Annotated in this window: 12 protein-coding genes; 4 read left to right on the forward strand and 8 right to left on the reverse strand. The window is 57.0% G+C overall.

Annotation, left to right across the window (positions count from 1 at the left end):
• Positions 1-273 precede the first annotated feature (273 nt).
• Complete coding sequence (locus FJW00_RS07565; protein WP_140029146.1) at positions 274-1,383, forward strand: SDR family oxidoreductase; 1,110 nt, start codon at positions 274-276, stop codon at positions 1,381-1,383.
• Between the two features lie 87 nt (positions 1,384-1,470).
• Here the strand turns inward: FJW00_RS07565 and FJW00_RS07570 are convergent, their stop codons facing one another.
• Positions 1,471-3,645, reverse strand: coding sequence for a TonB-dependent siderophore receptor (locus FJW00_RS07570; RefSeq protein ID WP_181405363.1), 2,175 nt, complete (start codon positions 3,643-3,645; stop codon positions 1,471-1,473).
• A gap of 371 nt (positions 3,646-4,016) precedes the next feature.
• On the opposite strand from FJW00_RS07570, the gene FJW00_RS07575 reads away from it, so the two are divergent.
• Entirely contained in the window at positions 4,017-5,066 is a 1,050-nt protein-coding gene (locus FJW00_RS07575; protein WP_140923696.1) for a tyrosine-type recombinase/integrase, read from the forward strand.
• An 8-nt stretch (positions 5,067-5,074) separates the two neighbouring features.
• On the opposite strand, the gene pagP is transcribed toward FJW00_RS07575, so the two are convergent.
• On the reverse strand, positions 5,075-5,653 hold the full coding sequence (gene pagP / locus FJW00_RS07580; RefSeq protein WP_258317023.1) for a lipid IV(A) palmitoyltransferase PagP: 579 nt from the start codon (positions 5,651-5,653) through the stop codon (positions 5,075-5,077).
• Positions 5,654-6,087: 434 nt separating this feature from the next.
• Between pagP and fhuE the strand changes: the two genes are divergently transcribed.
• A complete protein-coding gene (gene fhuE / locus FJW00_RS07585) occupies positions 6,088-8,310 on the forward strand; it encodes a ferric-rhodotorulic acid/ferric-coprogen receptor FhuE (protein ID WP_140923409.1) in 2,223 nt (740 codons plus the stop codon).
• A 55-nt stretch (positions 8,311-8,365) separates the two neighbouring features.
• Here fhuE and FJW00_RS07590 read toward each other — a convergent pair whose 3' ends face one another.
• Together FJW00_RS07590 and FJW00_RS07595 are read right to left on the reverse strand one after the other, a co-directional pair.
• Positions 8,366-9,235, reverse strand: a complete 870-nt coding sequence (locus FJW00_RS07590) for a VOC family protein (protein WP_507236334.1) — start codon at positions 9,233-9,235, stop codon at positions 8,366-8,368.
• Positions 9,232-10,371, reverse strand: a complete 1,140-nt coding sequence (locus FJW00_RS07595) for an amidohydrolase (protein WP_140923410.1) — start codon at positions 10,369-10,371, stop codon at positions 9,232-9,234. Before FJW00_RS07595 ends, FJW00_RS07590 begins: the two co-directional genes overlap by 4 nt.
• A 358-nt stretch (positions 10,372-10,729) precedes the next feature.
• Here FJW00_RS07595 and FJW00_RS07600 point away from each other — a divergent pair, with 358 nt between their 5' ends.
• Complete coding sequence (locus tag FJW00_RS07600) at positions 10,730-12,160, forward strand: FAD/NAD(P)-binding protein (protein ID WP_140923411.1); 1,431 nt, start codon at positions 10,730-10,732, stop codon at positions 12,158-12,160.
• A 71-nt stretch (positions 12,161-12,231) separates the two neighbouring features.
• Here FJW00_RS07600 and FJW00_RS07605 read toward each other — a convergent pair whose 3' ends face one another.
• The 4 genes from FJW00_RS07605 to FJW00_RS07620 form a co-directional block, all read right to left on the reverse strand.
• A complete protein-coding gene (locus FJW00_RS07605) occupies positions 12,232-13,467 on the reverse strand; it encodes an MFS transporter (protein WP_009092928.1) in 1,236 nt (411 codons plus the stop codon).
• Positions 13,468-13,546: 79 nt separating this feature from the next.
• Positions 13,547-15,901: a GNAT family N-acetyltransferase gene (locus FJW00_RS07610; protein ID WP_140923412.1), complete on the reverse strand. Its 2,355-nt coding sequence runs from the start codon at positions 15,899-15,901 to the stop codon at positions 13,547-13,549.
• A gap of 1 nt (position 15,902) precedes the next feature.
• A complete protein-coding gene (locus FJW00_RS07615; RefSeq protein WP_046102688.1) occupies positions 15,903-17,195 on the reverse strand; it encodes a lysine N(6)-hydroxylase/L-ornithine N(5)-oxygenase family protein in 1,293 nt (430 codons plus the stop codon).
• A 1-nt stretch (position 17,196) separates the two neighbouring features.
• Positions 17,197-18,759, reverse strand: a complete 1,563-nt coding sequence (locus FJW00_RS07620; RefSeq protein ID WP_009092931.1) for a pyridoxal phosphate-dependent decarboxylase family protein — start codon at positions 18,757-18,759, stop codon at positions 17,197-17,199.
• Positions 18,760-19,252: the final 493 nt, after the last annotated feature.

Genomic DNA, 19,252 nt, shown 5'->3' on the forward strand with positions numbered 1-19,252 from the left:
TCCTGAAAATGTTTATTAGTTCAGCGAAAAAAAATTAAAAAATGAGTTGATCCCATATGGCAAAGATTGTTGAAATCAGGCGGCAGGTTCAGCCGGCGGCTATTTAATTATTGTTTAGCTTTCTCAGCTGAAAGATAAACAAAATCTAAATAGATGAGCACGGTGAAATTATTTAACGCCATGCAGGGGAGTTCACTGAACTGAATTTCACTCCTGTTCTGGAAAACATTCTTTAATGCTTTCCTGTGATTAACCAGAACGAATGACACTATCATGAAAAATATACTCATTACCGGGTCAACAGGTTTTTTAGGCGGCGCTGTCGTCGCCCGTTTATTGCAGAACAGTCCCAGGGACAGACTGCTGCTCCTTGTCAGAGGCGAAAATGTTGAGGAGGGGGTAAACCGCGTTAAAACAAACCTAAAAAACTTTGGGTTAGATGAGTCATTAATCAGCACGATAGAGAGTGAAAATATCATTCTGGGCGACCTCGCCTTCACGGAAAACTTTATCCACGACACGCGCCTTGACGACGTGACGCACGTGATTAACTGCGCCGCCGTCGCATCCTTTGGCAATAACCCCTTTATCTGGAAAGTGAATGTTGAGGGCACGTTTCAGTTTGCCGAGCGCATGAGCCGCGTTGCGGGGCTGAAGAAGTTTATCCACGTGGGTACGGCCATGTCCTGCGCCCCGGAACCGGGATCGCTGGTGACCGAGAGCGAGCTGGACTCCAGCCGCGATCAGCACGTTGTCGAGTACACCTGGAGTAAGGCCTCAATTGAAAAACTGATGACGGAAAAGCTGCCCGGGCTGCCGCTGGTTATCGCGCGTCCTTCGATTGTCGTGGGCCATTCCGATCAGGGTTGTCTGCCATCAGCCAGCATTTTCTGGGTGTTCCGGATGGTGCTGGCGCTGGGTAAATTCACCTGCGAACTTGGCGATCGGATTGATGTGGTGCCGGTTGATTACTGCGCAGAGGCACTGGTACTGCTGCTTGATGCGGAAGCGGTGATCAACGAGGTCATTCACATTTCTGCCGGGGCGCAGAGCAGTGTCACCTTCGCGGAAATTGACGAGGCGATGGCCAGAGCATCCGGTGAAAAAGCCCTGGGACCGGATTATCAGAAGGTCTCCTATAAACACCTGGCGGAGAGCAGAAGAACCTTTAAAGATCTGTTCGGGCCCTGTAACGAACGCATCATGCTGCGAGCCATGAATTTATATGGTCATTTTTCCAATCTGAATGTGGTCTTTGATAATTCAAAATTACTGCAGCTGGGAATGAGCAGGCCTTCACGCTTCACCGATTATCTGGATCGCTGTGTGGTGACGACGCGCAATTCCACGATTGCAGAACTGATGCAGGTGGACTTTAAATAGCAGAGTCCGGGCGTGGATGGCTGGGGTATTGAGCTCAGGAGTTGATGTGAAAATGAAAAAGCGCTTCCGGAGGGAAGCGCGTTATTTTCAGAAGGTGAACGTCAGACCGGCATAATAGGCACGACCCGGTTCATTATACGTTGAAGCCCCGTCAGCTTCGCGATACAGCTGTTTATCCAGCAGATTATTAATCCCGGCATTGGCGCGCAGGTTTTTTGTAATATCATAATTAAAGTTAATGCCAAAGACAGAATAAGCACCTACTTCACGATCAGACATCGATCCATTTTCCGTCCGCGACTCGGCATGGCGGCGCGGTTTCTGACGCCCATACATCGTCCAGTTCAGGTCAGTCGAGAAATCCTGCGTAACCTGCCAGTCGAGCAGGGTATTAATGGTATATTTCGGGATGATCGACAGCGGGTTTCCGGTCTCCTTATCCTTAGACTCGATCATATAGGTGGCATTAGTGCGCCACTCCAGTGTGTCCCGTACCAGCGGGATCGTGACGTTACCCTCCAGCCCCTCAACCACCGCTTTGCCGCCGTTACTCCATTGCAGAATATTATTGCCATTGGAGGCGTAGCCCAGCACCTCGGTACCGGAGACGATTTTGTTTTTATAGTCATTGCGGAACCAGGTGATCCCCGCAATATATCCCTGCTCGCTGTACTCAATACCCAGCTCTTTATTAACGCTGACTTCAGGATCAAGATTTTCATTACCCAGCAGATAGCAGCTGCCGCGCGCAACATTGACCGGACAGCCGTTGCCCCGGGTCGCCAGTAAATAGCCTTCACTGGACTGATAGAGGTTGGGGGCTTTAAAAGCACGGGCAATACCCGCCTTCAGCGTAAAACTGTCGCCCAGTCCCTGCGAGATATTCAGCGACGGACTCCAGTTAGCGCCGAACGTATCGTGATAATCAAAGCGCAATCCGGGGATCACTTCAGTGCTGTCCGTCAGGGCGATGTTATCTTCAACGTAGAGGGAGCTGAGCGTGGCGCTGTTTTTACTGTTACGACTGCCGGGGTCACCACTGACTCCATTGATCGAAACGCCTGGCGCACGGGTGCCGTTCATGGAGTTGGGATCGTTCAGCTCATCCCGGTTCCACTCGGCGCCCAGCGTCACGGTCTGCTCACGCAGCAGCTCCTTGGGGAAGCTGATCTCTCCGCCAGCACGATAACTGTCGAAACGGCTGGTCGAAAAGGTTCTGCTGTTGATCCGGCCTTCACCTGAACCGGCTGTGCCTTCGTTCAGGCGGGTATTGTTGGTTTTTTCATAGTTGAAGGTGAGTTTCGACTGTCCCCAGTCCCAGATCCCATTGTGGGCAAGCCCCCAGGTCTGACGGTAGAGCCGGTTGGTCTCCGCGCCATCGAGCGATTCGATCAGCGCATTACCGGCCCCGTTGCTGTACTGCGTATCACCGGCATAGATATTGCCCTGGCGGCTATAGCCGTAACTGAAATCCAGCACCTGAAGCGGCGTGATCTTCCAGGAGAGCACGCTGTTAATGTCTTTGTTGCGTACACCTTCACGACCGGCGGCAGCCGAGCCGTTCTGCGACTGGTTAATATCGAAGGCATCACTGTCGGTTTTGTTGATATTGCCATAGAGACGCATGGTCAGCGCATCGCCTGCCAGTGGCCCGCTCAGATTGAAGTTGGCGCGGCGCGTTGCACCCTCTTTATTATCTTCCGGCTGGTTGGTGTAGAGCGACAGCGAACCGCTCCAGTGATCGGTGGGACGTTTGGTAATGATGTTCACCACACCGCCGGCCGCGCCGGAACCATAGCGGGCTGCCGCCGGTCCGCGAATGACTTCAATCCGCTCGACCATTTCGGGTGGCACCCAGTTAGAGTCACCGCGGGAGTCACGCTCGCCGCGCCAGCTGTATCGAACCGAATTGCGTGACGTGGCAGGAACGCCATCGATCAGAATCAGGGTGTTTTCCGGCCCCATGCCGCGAATGTCGATCTGGCGATTATTGCCGCGCACACCGTTAGCACTGTTGCCGGTAAGATTAACACCCGGCATTTTGCGGATAATATCGGAGAGGTCATTGACCGGCGGATTCTTTCTGATGTCCTGCGCGGTGATCACCGATACCCCCGGCTGCTGCTTTAACTCCTCTTCGGCGGTGACCAGCATGGTCTGATCGTCGGCCAGCTTCTCCGTCTCTTCCTGACTCGCCCCATTGGCAGAAGTACTTAATACGCCAGCCAGCAGCAGCGCAGCAGGGCGTTTATGGACACGCATGGTTACATTCACTTAGAAGTTCTCCCTGAATCGTTAATGTATGTAAGCAAATGCGTATGATAATGATAATAGTTCGCATTGTATATCGCAGCAGGGCATCTTTACATTCCCGCATTCGCGATCGTGCTGTCGCCTCAGAGAGCGGCAAATTCGTGCAGAAAGCGTACAGGCGAGAGGCATCGGGTTCTGTGTCATGGCCCGTTTTAATTCTCAGATTTCATCAGAATGCGTTTCTGTGACTCCAGACTTAATAGGTCTGGAGTCACAGCGACTGAGTCAGTAGAATGGCCCGCCTGTAGAGTGAACGGGAGAGTCATGTGATCGATCGGACATCCAGCCCGGTGCGCTCCGCGCATGTCGGCCAGCACGTCATGATCTGGCTGGAGCAGGTTAAGGCCGCCTCGTTAGGTGAGCTGGATAACTTCGGGGATGAAGGAACCGTAGAGCAGGTCATGAAGGTCTGGGTCAAACTGTCGCTGCTGATCAGCCGCCGCCGTCCGGAGATTGCCGTTTCTTCCCTGCTGAAACATGTTCTGCCCGGTATCGGTTCTCAGCCGCTGAAAAACCTGACGCGTCTGCGTCTCAACCGTCTCTATAACATCCTGATTGCGGAAGGGAAAAAGGAGGAGGCGCGGCGGGTCTTTGCACTGACGAAACAGTTTCTGGCCTGGGCCGAGATGCAGGGCTATCTCGATCACTCCCCGATTGCCTCAATGAAAAAGCGCGATGTGGCGGGCCGGGCATCACCGCCGCGCAGTCGCCAGCTGAGCGATGCGGAGATCTGGGTTTTCTGGCACGGGCTGGATAACTGGGCACTGTCGCAACAGGCGCGCTGGGCGCTGCGGTTGTGTCTGGTCAGCGCCCGGCGACCGGATGAGATTGTGCAGGCGCAGAAAGCGGAGTTTGATCTGCAACTGGAACTCTGGAAGCAGGGCACCCGTAATAAATCGCAGCGGGAGCATGTGCTGCCAATCTCACCGCTGATGCGTCAGTGCATCGAGGCTCTGCTACAGGCCGCCGATCCGGACTCCCCCTGGCTGGTGCCCGCACCCCGCGATCCGCAGCAGCCGCTCTCTAAAGGCGCGCTCAATCAGGCGCTGCGCCGGATGATCCGCGCCCCGCGCGGGCTGGGACTGGAAGCCTTCACGCCGCGCGACCTGCGCCGCACCGCGCGATCCAAACTCTCTGCGCTCGACACGCCCAACGACGTTGCCCGCAAAATCATGAACCATGCGCTGGAAGGGATCGATCGGGTTTATGACACGCACGACTACCTGAGCCAGATGCGCATCGCCATGAACCGTTTTTCTGCTGCCGTTGAGCTGATCATCGCCTGCGAAAGTTATCATCAGCTGCAACACCGCTATGAGGGTGAAACCCTGTTACTCGACGAGCGGGCTATCATGGCGATGGCGCCCTGACAGGACCGTCAGAAGTGGTAACGCAGCCATGCAAAGTAGACGTTGCCGTTATTGTGCGTGCCGGGGATGTAGGTCATCTGGAAATCGAGATCGCCATAGCCGATGGCGGCAAGCGGCAGTATCGCCGGCACCGGGATGTAATCCCAGTTGTGACGGGCCGTCACACCGGCGGTATAACCCGCGCCCCAGTGGAAATTCTGATCGGCCAGCGGACGCCACGTCGCCACCCAGCCGTAGCCGCCAAAGGGCTCCCACTTATTAAAGGAGTCCTTGAACGCCATTAAGTAGATACCGTTCCAGTTGCCTTTCTCATCGTAGCGGGAGATACCGCCACCGGCGCCCCAGGGCCTTTCATTATATCTATCAATATGTTCCCGGTCGTAGGTCGCACGGTTGTGCCACGTGATAGCGGGCAGGTAAAAATCGATACCCTGTGGCTGCTGCCAGGTTGTGGCAACGTTATTGCTGAAGGTGTTCCAGCCAGCACTGACATTCTGCACCAGTGTGGCAGACCAGGCAGAATGGGCTGAAAACAGACTCAAAACGGTCGTCGTCATCAGCGCATTGAAAAGGGATGTTTTGCGCATGTGCGAATTCCTGCAATCTCTGGTGTTTAATAAGGTAATAAAAGGGTTAAGGCGGGTATTGTGGCATGAAGAGTGACAACTTCAGGTCAATGAACGGCCCTTACGGGATATTATAGTGACGGTAAGCGAAACGGCACCCGAATTTTTCTGATAAAGCCGCCGGGATTTATCGGGCAGCTTTTCCCATCTCCCTCGTCCCGGCTTCTCCGGCACCGATCATTTCCTGAAAAAACCGGCATCATCTGTTAACAAAATCTTGCAATGAAAATCGCAATGCGTATATTTCTCATTTGCTTTAAAGATTTATCACACCCGCCTCAGGCGCACAGGGAAAACGTTTCTGGTTCCTCAAACCAAAATCAGGGCAGCGATGTCCGCAGGATGCACGGTCGTGACAGTGGCAGATAAAAATCATAAAGATAACTGAGGAATAAATGAACGCATTTGAATTTCAGCGTGCCGGGGAAACGGGCGCGACGGCTTCGCACCGCCTGTTCCGCCTCTCCCTGCTGGCTGCCCTGGTTGCCACCTCACTGGGACAGAACGTGGCCCGTGCCGCAGAAAGCGCGGCACCCGCCGTCAGCGATGAGCAGACCCTCACCGTCAGCGCCTCTGCCGATGACGGCGTGACAACGTCACCTGCCACCGATTACAGCGTACCGGTTACCCGTGCAGGGACAAAAATGCTCGGTACCGTGCGGGATGTGCCACAGTCTGTCAGCATCGTCAGTTCGCAACGGATGGCTGACCAGCAACTGCAGTCGCTGGATGACGTTCTGGCTAACACCACCGGTATCCGCGGCGTCAGTGTCGATATGGATCGCACCAGCTACTACTCCCGCGGCTTTTTGATCGACAACTATATGGTCGATGGTATTCCGACCGCATTTGCCGAGCGCTGGAATCTGGGTGACGCGCAGACCGACATGGCGCTCTATGAGCGTGTTGAAGTGGTGCGCGGGGCAACCGGTCTGCTGACCGGTCCGGGCAATCCCTCGGCCGCCATTAACATGGTGCGCAAACATGCGGACAGCAAAACGTTCGGCGGCACCGTCTCCGCCAGCTACGGCAGCTGGAACAAACAGCGTTATGTGGCCGATCTCTCGGCACCGCTCAGTGACAGCGGCAATGTCCGTGGCCGGCTGATCGCGGGCTGGCAGGATAACAACAGTTTCATTGAGCGCTACGGCGCTAAAAAACAGTTTATCTATGGCGTGGTTGATGCCGACCTGACCGACTCTGCCACGCTCTCGGTCGGGTATGAGTTCAGCCAGGTTAACACCGATTCCACGATGTGGGGGGGCGCGCCGCGCTGGTATACCGACGGAACGCAGATCCACGCCCGTCGCGGCTATAACACCGCGCCTGACTGGGCCTACAACGACAAAGAGAACCGCAAGCTCTTCGTCAACCTGAAACAGGACTTCGCTAACGGCTGGAACCTGACGCTGAACGGCACGCACAATGAGATGCGTCTGGACAGTAAGCAGATCTATCTCGATGGCTTCTTCGATCGCAACAGCGGCGCGGGTGTCTCCTCCTATGCCAACTACCCGGTGGTGGGCGGGACCGGTTACAACACCGGAAAACGCAAGGTGGATGCGGTCGATGCCTTTGCCAGCGGCCCTTATGAGCTGCTGGGACGTCAGCATGAGCTGATGGTAGGCGTCAGTTACAGCCGTCAGGATAATAAATATTTCAGTACGTTTGAGAACATCTCCCCTGAATCGCTGGGCAACTTCAACGATTTTAACGGCCAGTATCCGGAATCGGCCTGGACACCGCGCCTGCCGGCCAGCGATACCCAGCTGGTGCACCAGAAGTCGACCTATATGGCGACCCGCCTGTCGCTGGCCGATCCGCTGCATCTGATCCTCGGCGCCCGTTACACCAACTGGAATCGCGAAACACCCGGCGGTGAGATGGAGAAGAACAACACCACGCCGTATGGCGGTCTGATTTATGACTTCGCCGAAAACTGGTCTGCCTACGCCAGCTACACCTCGGTATTCCAGCCGCAGGATTATCGCGATGTCAGCGGGGCGTACCTGTCGCCGGTGATCGGCAAAAACTATGAGGCCGGTCTGAAATCAGACTGGATGAATAGCCGCTTCACCATCTCACTTTCCGTGTTCCGCACCGAACTGGATAATGTCGGTGAAGCCACCACGCAGATCGTTCAGGGTTCCGGCGATGTGGCCTATATTGGCCGCAAAGGCGTGGTAAGTCGCGGCGTGGAGTTTGAGGTCAACGGCGCATTAACCGATGACTGGCAGATGACCTTTGGCGGCACGCGCTACATCGCAGAAAACCGCGATGGCACGACGTTCAATCCGCAACTGCCACAGACCAGCTTCAACCTCTTCACCAGCTACCGTCTGCCTGCTCTGCAGGCGCTGACGCTGGGCGGCGGCGTCAACTGGCAGACGCACATCTGGAACGATGTCGGTGCACCGGAAGGCAATGGCACCTGGCGGGCGCGTCAGGGCAGCTACGCGCTGGTTGATCTCTTTGCCCGCTATCAGGTGAATAAAAATCTGTCGCTGCAGGGTAACCTGAATAACCTGTTCGACAAGGCGTATGACACCAGCGTCGCCAGTTCGGTGGTCTACGGCGAGCCGCGTAATTTCTCGGTCACCGCCAGCTACACCTTCTGATCGCACTCCATGAAAACGCCTCAGACGGGGCGTTTTTTTTCGGATCATGCCGCCTTCAGGCAAAACGCAGCGCCAGATTAAAGCCCTCTCCGGACGCCACGACAATCGCCTCAGCCTGCTCGTGGAACAGAATATTCCCTGCCAGCAACGCGTTTTTCACCAGGGCGAGATCGGTTGTGACAAACCCCAGCGCCACCATCCGGGCGCTGCCATCATAATCCTCCGGCAACGGGCCGAAGCGCTGTTGCGCATAGTCAGCGGAGGCAAAGCGTACCGTGGCAGCCCCGGCGCGCAGCACGAAAGCGCCTTCCGGACAGGCGAGAACCTTTGCGGCACCAAAAAGCCGGCTGTAGACCTGCGCCGCGTGCGCCGGGTCCTGAGCGACGATGACAAACTCACTGATATTTTGCACCCCATTGGGATGGCGCTGCCAGGCGGGCTGCCACACCGTGTCCGGCGTCAGATGCTCGCAGAAAAAGGATCGTCCATTGGGGATCAGTGAGGCACGCAGCCGCACGGTCCGGAAGTGCGCTTCACTGACCGAGCCATCCGGCAGGGTCACCGGCCGCCAGAAGGCGGCAGGCGGGTCGCCATCCAGATCCTGTCTTTCCAGGTGCAGAAACTCACTCTCTGCATCGCTGCTTTTCCACACCAGTCCGCTTAGTCCCAGCGGTGAATTCCACAGGTCGGCACGCTGGCTGCCTTTGCCGGGCTCATAGCCGAGCAGTTCCAGATAATTTTCGCCAAAAATAGCCAGATGATTGCTCGATCCCAGCGAGTGGTGGCCCCGCTCGGTGAGCTGAAAGCCGAGCCGCCGGAAGCGGGCGCTGGCGTTATCCAGCTGGTCGGCCACATTAATGACCGCGTGGTCGAGAACCGGTTGCGGCACCGGAACAGCGATCGTCGTACGCTTTTTTTTCGTCATTGCGCTACCACTCTCTGCAGCGCGCGCGGCACCAGCCGGGTAAAATACGCTACGGCCGGGCCTATCAGCGCCTCATCCGGATCGAAAGCGGCGTGATGCAAACCATACTCGCTGGCACTGCCGATGCTGACAAAGGCGCCCGGCACCTGTTGCAGGTAGAAAGCAAAATCTTCGCCACCCATCTGTGGCGTCTCCGCCTGTTCAGCGAGATAGCCGCTCTCGCGGGCGACGTCCAGCGCCACCTCCACCCACGGCGGGGTATTGATCAGCGCAGGCGGACCAGCCGTCCATGCCAGTTCCGCGGTCGCGCCAAATCCTCCAGCAATACCCTGAATCAGTGCCCGGATGCGATGCGGGATCTGCTCGCGGATCGCGCTGTTGTGGGTACGCACGGTTCCCTCCAGTTCGACGGTCTGGGGCAGCACATTCCAGGTATTCCCGGCGGTAAAGCGCGTGACGCTCAGCACGACGGTTTCCAGCGAGCTGAACACCCGACTCGGCAGGGTCTGCAGGGCCGTCACAATATGGCTGGCCACCACAATAGAATCGATGCCCTCCTGGGGGCGGGCAGCATGCGCGCCTTTGCCCGCAACGCGGATCACAAAGCGATCCACATTGGCATAAAACGCGCCCGGGCGGCTGCGCAGGGTGCCCAGCGGCAGGTCGGGGGCATTATGCAGGCCAAATATCGCCTTCACGCCCTCCAGCGCACCCGCCGCGATCAGCTGCTGCGCACCATCGAAGGTCTCCTCAGCAGGCTGAAACAGAATCCGCACCCGGCCTGGCAGCGTGCTTTCCTGCTGCTTCAGCTGCAGGGCAACGCCCAGCATGACGGCGCTGTGAACGTCATGGCCGCAGGCGTGCATCACACCCGGCTGACGGGATCGCCACGGGCGGTCGATGATCTCCTCAATCGGTAGCGCATCTATGTCAGCACGCAGGGCGATGAGCGCTTCACCGTGACCCATTTCTGCCACCACGCCCGTTTTCAGCCCCAGCGGCAACAGCCGTATCCCGGCCTCGGTCAGCCAGCGGCTCAGGCGTTCCGTGGTGGCAAATTCATGATTCGAGAGTTCAGGATGCTCGTGCAGTTCACGCCGCCACTGCACCAGCTGTTCGGTTAAAGGCAATGTCATGGTTATCCCTGTGTTTCCGGCAGAAAAGGCTCGCCCGGCGTCAGCATCAGGCGGCTGGTCCAGGCAAAAAAGGTTGGGCATGAATCAGAGCGGGCAGGGAGAGCATGGCGCAGGGTGAAATAACGTCTTCATGATAAATTCCTTTGTTATTAATTGCCTCAGCAGGCGGAATCATCATCGAATGACGCAGGGCGCAGATAAAGAAACGAATTGGTCAAAGCTTATCTGAAAAAAATAAATGCGGATTGCTGTCAGCTTCTCATACCAGTCGAATCATCCGCCACTCTCTATGATAGCGGTTATAATTGTGCATATTTTGTTCGTAGCTAACAGATAACCCTATCCCGATGGAGTTTCTATGAATAATCTGCATGTTGCTATTATTGGTGCTGGCGCAACCGGCGTGGCCGCATTTATTGCCCTTGTCCGACAGGGGGCCTGCAAACGCATTACACTGCTGGATGCGTCGGGGCCCGCCATCGGGCAGGTTTATGCCAGTCAGCATCCGGAACTCCTCTGTAATACCTCTGTTGAATTAATGTCTCTGTTACCGCCGCACTATCACGATTTACTTCATTACCTGCATGAGCATACAAATAACGGGATTACGCTGGCAGATTTTGTTTCCCGTAAAATCATCGGAGATTATATTCAGGATCGATATACCCGTTATCTCTCCCTGGCTTATCAGCAGGGCATAAGCGTCTCCTTTATCAGGGATGCGGGGAAACAGGTTATGCGTCAGCCGGGCGGTGATTATCTGATCGAAACCCGGCAGAGCGGCACCATTACAGCCGATGCGGTAATCGTCTGCACCGGTTACACGCATCCCGCGATTCCTGAGGCCCTGTCATCCTATCAGGGCGATCCTCTGTTTTTCGCTTCACCCTATCCGGAAAAACTGATGCTGGAAAAGATCCGGCCGGATAGTCATGTCCTCATCGTGGGAACACGGCTCTCCGCGATAGATGCGGCATTAGTTCTTTGCCGACAGGGTTGCCGGGTCAGCCTGGTTTCTCCCTCCGGCGACCTGCCGGCGGTGCGCTCTGCCGTCATGCTCAGACCCATTCAGGCTTCGCGACTCGCCTGGCTTACAGACAGCGCGGTAATCAGTGAACAGGTCAGGCCGGACATCAGAAAATGGGTGATCCGGCTGCTGGCTCACGCCTCGGCGACCTCCCTCAGAGAGCAGTTTGTCGCAGAGGCGGAGAGTATCCAGCGACTGCGGGAAGAGAGTGAACTGGCGCGTCAGGACAAAACGGAATGGCAGTACAGGATTGTCGGAATGATTAACGCGATCAATCAGCATTCGCACACACTCCCCGAGGCGGTTAAGCACTCCCTGAGCGCCTTTCTGCGGGCAACGGGACGCTATATCAGCGCGATGCCCTTAAAGAATGCCGAAAAATTGCTTGGTTATGTTGATAGCGGGTTATTAAGCGTTGAAAAACTGAGGGCTGACTCTCTGCAGAAATCAGATTCGGGCTGGACCCTCAGCAACCCGCAGGGCGAAATCACACACTTTGACGCCCTTGTCTGTGCCACCGGCTACGCACCGCCCACACATTCGATGACCCATAATGGGCTGCTCCTCGCGGATGCGCGTGACGCTTCAGCCGCACCGCCCCGGCTGAATAACCATTTGCAGCTGCATCTGGCCCACAGGGTGTCGCCTGAATCTGTCTGGCTGGCAGGCATATCAACGCATCTGTCCGTCCCGGTGGTGAATGCGCTGTTTGTCGCGGTCGAACAGGTGAACAGAATTGCACAACAAATCAAAAGATTATAAGGATTGAGTGATCGCGTTGTGATGCCGTCAGAGCAAGAGGCCTGCGTCCGGCCCCTTACCCTGACGAGACGCTACTCAGTACAGAGTGCCTGCTGGCGACACTGACTTTCGCGCAGAAACGCGCTGACCAGAACGAGCCACAGCAGACCGCAGGTCAGATTCACCAGGCTAAAGCCGCCGGTGCCGAAGCTGAAATAAGCCGTTTTCGCGGCTTCAATGCCCAGCGCAATAATCAGGATGCTCACCATGCCCAGCAGTGCCGCGACGCTGCCTTTTCCGGCGCTGCTGGAAAAGAGCGTCATACGATAAAGTCCGGCGTTAATCAGCCCGGTGCCGAAGCCGTAAAGACTCATTCCGGCCGTGAGCCACAGATAGCTTTGCGGATTCAGCAGGGTGGCGACCACCGCAACGGTCAGTCCGCAGACTACTGGCCAGGCACCCAGCTTTACCGGCTGTTCAATCGGCAGACGGCTGGATAAACGGCCCAGCGTCAGGTTGCCCGCAATCATCGCGGCAAAGACCGGCAGCTGAAGCAGGGCATAGTCGATGCGGCTCAGTTGCGCGCCGTGGATCAGGATGACGGGTGAAAGCGCCACCCAGGCAATGCAGGGGACGCTGACCAGTCCGATAGCCAGTGAACCGCGCATCACCTGACGATCCTTCAGCAACGCCGCGTAACCGCTGATAATCGATCGCAGCGACAGCGCTTTTTGACGATCGCCCGCCGTTTCAGGCATGGCATACCAGAGCCCGGCCAGCGCCAGCGCCGCAACAGCGCCAATCAGCCAGAACAGCGTGCGCCATTCTCCCACGGTCAGAAACGCCGCGCCCGCCAGCGGCCCGGCCAGCGGAGCCAGCAGGGCGACGTTGGCCATCAGCGCCATCATTTTGATGCTGAGCGACTCGGTAAACGCCTCCTGGATCGCTGCATAACCCACTGCACCGATGAAACAGAGGCTGATCCCCTGCAGGAAGCGCAGCAGAACGAACTGCTCAATGCTTTGTACCCAGTGCGTTGCGATGCAGGAGAGCATAAAGAAGGTCACGCCACCGATCAGCACCGGACGCCGTCCGATGCGGTCCGAGAGCGGGCCAAGCAGCCACTGCAGCAGGATGCCACCGGCCAGGTAAGCAGTCAGGGAGGTGGAGACCCACTCCGGCCCCACCTTAAACTCCTGAGTCACCAGCAGCATACCGGGCTGGATCATGTCATGGGCGATATAGGTCGCAAACTCAAACAGCACCAGCGACAGGGGAAAGATCAGATGCCGCCGGGTCAGCTTTGCGACCGGAATAAAAGAGGACATTACAGATTCCTGCGATAACTCATTAAAAAAAAGGCGGCCACCCAGGTGACCGCCTGACCATTACGTGACAGGGTAACGCTTAGCGCCAGCGCGCGATCGGGTTGACCAGGGTGCCGGCAAATTTCAGGTTCTCCGCCGGGTCGGTGAGGTTGATCATCTGCTGGTTGTTGGCCAGCTGCAGGCGGTTAAGGCAGGAGCGGGTGAACTCTGGCGCAAACATGTCATAGCGCGCAAACTTCGTCGCCAGCTGCGGATGCGCCTGCTGATAATCCTTCACGCATTCCGCTACCGACTGCCAGAACTGCTCCTCAGGCAGTGTGCCTGACTGGTCGAGGATCGCGCTGATAAAGCGGAAAATGCAGTCAAAGACGTCGGTGAAGATCGACAGCAGTTTAAGCTCCTCCGGCACATCCACCGCCAGTCGCTGCACACCTTCCGGCAGCACGGCATCCGGGTTCATCACCGCGATCTCCTCGCCGATATCCTTCATATAGGCGCTGACCGGTACGTTGTTTTCCAGCAGCATAATCAGGTTTTCGCCGTGCGGCATAAAGACCAGGTCATGCTGATAGAAGCAGTGCAGCAGCGGACTGAGGTAGCAGGTCAGATAGCGATCAATCCACTGCTTCGCGGGTAAACCGGAATCGGCAATCAGCGCGGGCAGCAATGCCTGCTGATGGTGATCGACGTGCAGGAACGAGGCCATGGTCATCAGACGCTGACCGGGTTGCAGGCTGGCCGCCGGATTATCGCGCCACAGGGCGGCAAACATCTTCTTGTAAGCGGAGTCGCCTTTAATCGCCTGCTCGTAATAGCGGTTGTGATAGCCGACCGAAGCAACTTCGCGCAGGATGCGGAAATCGCACTTCTTCAGCCAGGCATCGCCTGTCACCAGCTGCTCCAGCCAGCCGTTGATGGCTGGTGTGGTCGCCATGTAGTAGGGCGACAGACCGCGCATAAAGCCCATGTTCAGCACCGAAAGCGCGGTTTTCACGTAGCGCTTTTCCGGCTGACTGCGGTTATAGAAGGTGCGGATGGACTGCTGCGCCTGATAGGCGTCGTCGCCCGTGCCGAGCCAGACAATATCGTGATTCGCGATGTCCGCGGCGAAAACCGTCAGCAGTTTGTTCTGCCACTGCCACGGGTGCACCGGCATCAGGATATACTCCTCAACCGCCAGCCCTTTTTGCTCCAGCTGCGCATTAAACTGCTCAACGGTGTTCTGGCCCAGCTCATCACGCAGCAGCTGCTCGTAACTCAGCTCGCTCAGGCTGGCGAAATGCGCATTGCGGCGATGGACCGCGACCCAGATAAGGTGAACCGGCGCGGCGGCTTCGGGTGCATAGGCCAGGTAGTCCTGCGCATCAAAGCCGATGCGGCCGTTGTTCGCGACAAAGCAGGGATGACCTTCGGTCATGGCCGCCTCAACGGTCTGGAAATCCGCGGAGACCAGTGCCTGACTGTCCGGATTGTGCTTCTGCAGCTTATAGACAGCGCTACAGAGGGTGCTGCTGATCTCTTCCATGTAGGTAGCCAGCAGCGCCTGGGGAATGCCGATCTCCCCGTTGAACTCCACGATAAACTTCAGCGCATCCAGCGGCAGATCATGGCCATTCTCCTGCTTACGGAGCGAACCCGCGTCAATCTCCCAGTGATCCAGCGCCAGCCGCGCCGCGCGGAAATGGTAGCTCGCCTCGCCACCCGGCACCGCCAGCTGATAGCTGCCGTTGCCGGATTCCTGCGGCGCGATGATTTTTTCATGCGCAAACTCGGCAATCGCTTTGCGGATCAGCATGCGGTTTGCCTGCGCCCAGTTGTCGCCCGTCAGATGCGTGCCGTTCATCAGTGAAGAGGGGGTGGTCATAGTCTGCGACTCCTGCAGTAACGCGTGTTGATAATCTTCCCGCTGGCAGAAGGCCAGCCAGGCGGTTTTATGGCCCAGGTCGAGGGTATGCTGATAGCGGAAACCGGCACGCCTGTTCAGAACGTGGATCTTCTCGTTGCGCACGTCCGGCTCGACCACCACGCGGTTCACTTCGGGACGGCTGAACATATAGTCCATCACCAGCGAAAAGACCTGCCAGCTGAACGCGCGGATCGGCTTGCTGGCCGGGGCAATCAGGATGTGCATGCCGTAGTCATCGGGCGCAGCCGGGTAAAATTTTCCAATCTCATCATCACAGGCGCGATAACACTCAATCAGACAGATCGGCTGATCGTTGCAGCAGCCAATCAGTGCCGCTTTGGGATCCTTTGCCGTCAGTGTCTGATAGAACGCCGCAACCTGCTCCAGGCTCTGCTGCTGCATGCCCCAGAAGCGCGCATAGTCGCGGGTGACCCAGCTGTGGATGAGCGGCGCATCGCTGGCCTGCATCGGACGAAGGGTGAACAGACCCGCGGGACGGCGGGCGCTGAACAGGATAGATGAACTCATTTCAGCGCTCCGTTTTAGCCGGGAAGGTCTGGAAGGCGATCTGACGCTCGATCGGGTAAACCTCGCGTCCGGTCAGTTCGCGCAGCAGCACCGAGTTGCGGTAGCAGGCCATCCCCAGATCCGGGGTGACAAAGCCGTGGGTGTGTAGCTCGGCGTTTTGGACAAAGACCTGATTGTGATGGTCAATGCTGTAGTTGCGCTGCACGTCGTAACGGCCTTTCTCATCCCAGCGCAGACGCGCGGTGATCCCCTCCAGAAACATCGGTGGCCGATAGTGATAGCCGGTTGCCATCACCAGCCCTTCGGTGCGGCGGGTAAAGGTACAGTCCTGCTCCTCCTGATGCAGCGTCAGCTCAAATTCCCCCTCCGGCAGCCAGCGCATCGCGGTCAGGGCCGAGTGGGTGAAGAGATTGACGTTCAGATCGCCATCGAGCTGTTTAACGTACATCAGATCGTAAATGTCATTAATCAGGCTGCTGTTGATCCCCTTGTAGAGGTTCTTATGACGGGCATTGAGTTCGTCGCGGGTGCTGGCAGGCAGGGCGTGGAAGTAGTCCACCCACTCCGGCGAGGTCATCTCCAGCGTCAGCTTGGTGTACTCCAGCGGGTAAAAGCGCGGCGCTCGGGTGATCCAGTTGAGCTGATAACCAAAGCGATCGATATCGGTCAGCAGGTCATAGTAGATCTCCGCTGCACTCTGACCGCTGCCCAGCACGGTTATCGACCGCTTCTGCTGCAACGCGGCTTTGTTCGCCAGATAGTGACTGGAGTGGGTCAGGCGCTGACGATGCGGCTGGCTGCATTCCGGCATCCAGGCCACCGGGCCGGTGCCGAGAATCAGATGGCGCGCCTGATAACGCTGTTTCTCGCCGCTGCGGGTCTCCCTGACCTCCAGCTGATAGAGGCCGGAGGCCTCATCGTAGCTGACATACTCGACGTGGCTGTTCCAGCGCAGATTCGACAGCTTTGAGCTGGCCCACTGGCAATACTGGTTGTACTCCTTGCGCATCAGGAAGAAGTCTTCCCGGATGTAGAACGAGTAGAGTTTCCCCTTCTCCTTCATGTAATTAAGCAGGCTGTACGGGCTGGTCGGATCGGCCAGCGTCACCAGGTCAGCCATGAACGGGGTCTGCAGATGGGCGCTTTCCAGCATCATGCCGGTGTGCCAGTCAAATCCCGGATTCTCATCCAGGAAAAGACCGTTCAGACCCTCAACCGGCTCACTCAGGCAGGCGAGACTCAGGTTAAAAGGGCCGATGCCGATGCCAATAAAATCGTAAACAGGACTCTTCATTTCACATCTCTCCCTGGTTCGCCGCGCGCAGCGCAGACGCCCGGACCTGCTCGCGGCCATAGTGCGCAATCAGGCTCAGCACATCTTCGAGGTCGGCAGGGGTCGTGGTCGGATTTAGCAGGGTAAATTTCAGGTACTGACGGCCGTCGACTTTGGTGCCGGCAATCACAGCATTTCCGGAGCGGAACAGCGCTTTGCGGATCGCGGCGTTGATTTCGTCGATCTGCGCATCACTGGCGTGTTTGCCCGGCACGTAACGGAAAATCTGGGTGGTCAGCTCCGGGGCGTGCAGCACTTCGATAGACGGGTGATCGCTCAGCAGTTGATGCGCCGTCTGCGTCAGCGCGATCAGGGTATCGAAGGCCTCACCCAGCGCCGCCGGCCCCATGACGCGCAGCGTCAGCCACATTTTCAGGGCATCAAAACGGCGGGTGGTCTGAATGCTCTTGTTGACCAGATTTGGCGTCCCTTCCTGCTGGGCGCTGAGCGGATTCAGGTAGTCGGCATGGTGGGTGACATGCTTCAGGTTCTGACTATCCCGGACGAAGAAGGCCCCGCAGCTGACAGTCTGGAAGAAGGATTTGTGATAATCGACGGTGACGGAATCCGCCCGCTCAATGCCGTTCAGACGTGAGCGATGCTGCTCAGAGACCAGCAGCCCGCAGCCATAGGCGGCGTCAACGTGCATCCATAAACCGTAATCGTCACAGAGACGGGCGATTTCCGGCAGCGGATCGATGCTGCCAAAATCGGTGGTGCCGCTGGTAGCGACAACCGCAATCGGGATCAGCCCTTCGCTGCGGCAGCGCTCAATCTCCTGCGCCAGCAGGGCCGGGTCCATGCGGAACTGCTCGTCGTGATCGATAGCGATCACCGCATCGTAACCCAGCCCCAGGATCGCCATCGATTTCTGGATGCTGAAGTGGCTGAGCTTCGACGTAAAGACGCGCCACTTCGGTGCGGTCTCTGGCAGGCCGCGCTGCTTGATCAGGTGACCGGGATGATGCGCCGCGCACCAGCTGTCACGCGCCAGCAGCATCGCCATCAGATTCGACTGGGTGCCACCACTGGTGAAGATCCCGTCTGATCCGGCGGGCAGGCCGATGCGGCCCAGCGTCCAGTCGATCACCTTCTGCTCAATGAGGGTGCCGCCTGCGCTCTGATCCCAGGTGTCCACTGAGCTGTTCACCGCCGCCATGATCTGTTCAGCCATCAGCGAAGGCAGCACTACAGGGCAGTTGAGGTGCGCCAGATATTTCGGGTGATGGAACCAGACGGCGTCACGCAGATAGAGCTGACTCAGCTCCGCCAGAGCGTCATCGTTGTTACCCAGAGGACGGTCAAGATCGACATCGCTGAATTCCGCCGCCAGTTCATGAGGCAGGATGCCGCTGAACGGCTTCTCAACACCGGTGACGGTGCGGGTCATCAGCGCCAGCACCTCCTGCGTCTGCTGCGACCAGGCAGCCAGTTGCCGATCGTTGAAAATCGCCGTTTCGGCCGTGCAGGCAGTGGAGGCCGGTTCGAAGTCCTGTGCCGATTGAATAGATGAGCGTAAAAGCATGTTCAGTTCCTGTGCGTTAAAACCATAACCCTGCCGACCTGAATCAGCAGCGTGGGATATCCGCTCAAAACTCCAGTAAACATAAAAATGACTAACCAGATAAAAGCCCTGACAATCCTGGGGACCAGGGTTTTCATCCTGAAACAGGTAAATACCGCATATTTTTTGTGGATTAGGCCGCGTTTATCGCGTTGTTATATGCGGATGAGAGTGTAAATGTTAATCATTATCATTCAAATGTTTTGTTGTTAAATTTTATTTATTAGCGCATCTAATGTTGAAAGTGTGACTCAGATCACTTTTCTGAATCGGAATAGTCCTTTTTTTGCGGCTTTCAGGGCCAGCAGTAGGCAGTGAAACAGGCAAAATAGCGACTGCAGGCGGAGCAGAAGAGAACGGAGAGGGGACGAAAAAGGGGCGTCTGACGGGTCTGAGAAGGGCGGCATTCACCTGAAAAGGAACAACCAGAAAGTCACGCCTGCCCTTTCTGGTT

Source organism: Pantoea anthophila (assembly GCF_006494375.1).
Lineage (GTDB): Bacteria > Pseudomonadota > Gammaproteobacteria > Enterobacterales > Enterobacteriaceae > Pantoea > Pantoea anthophila.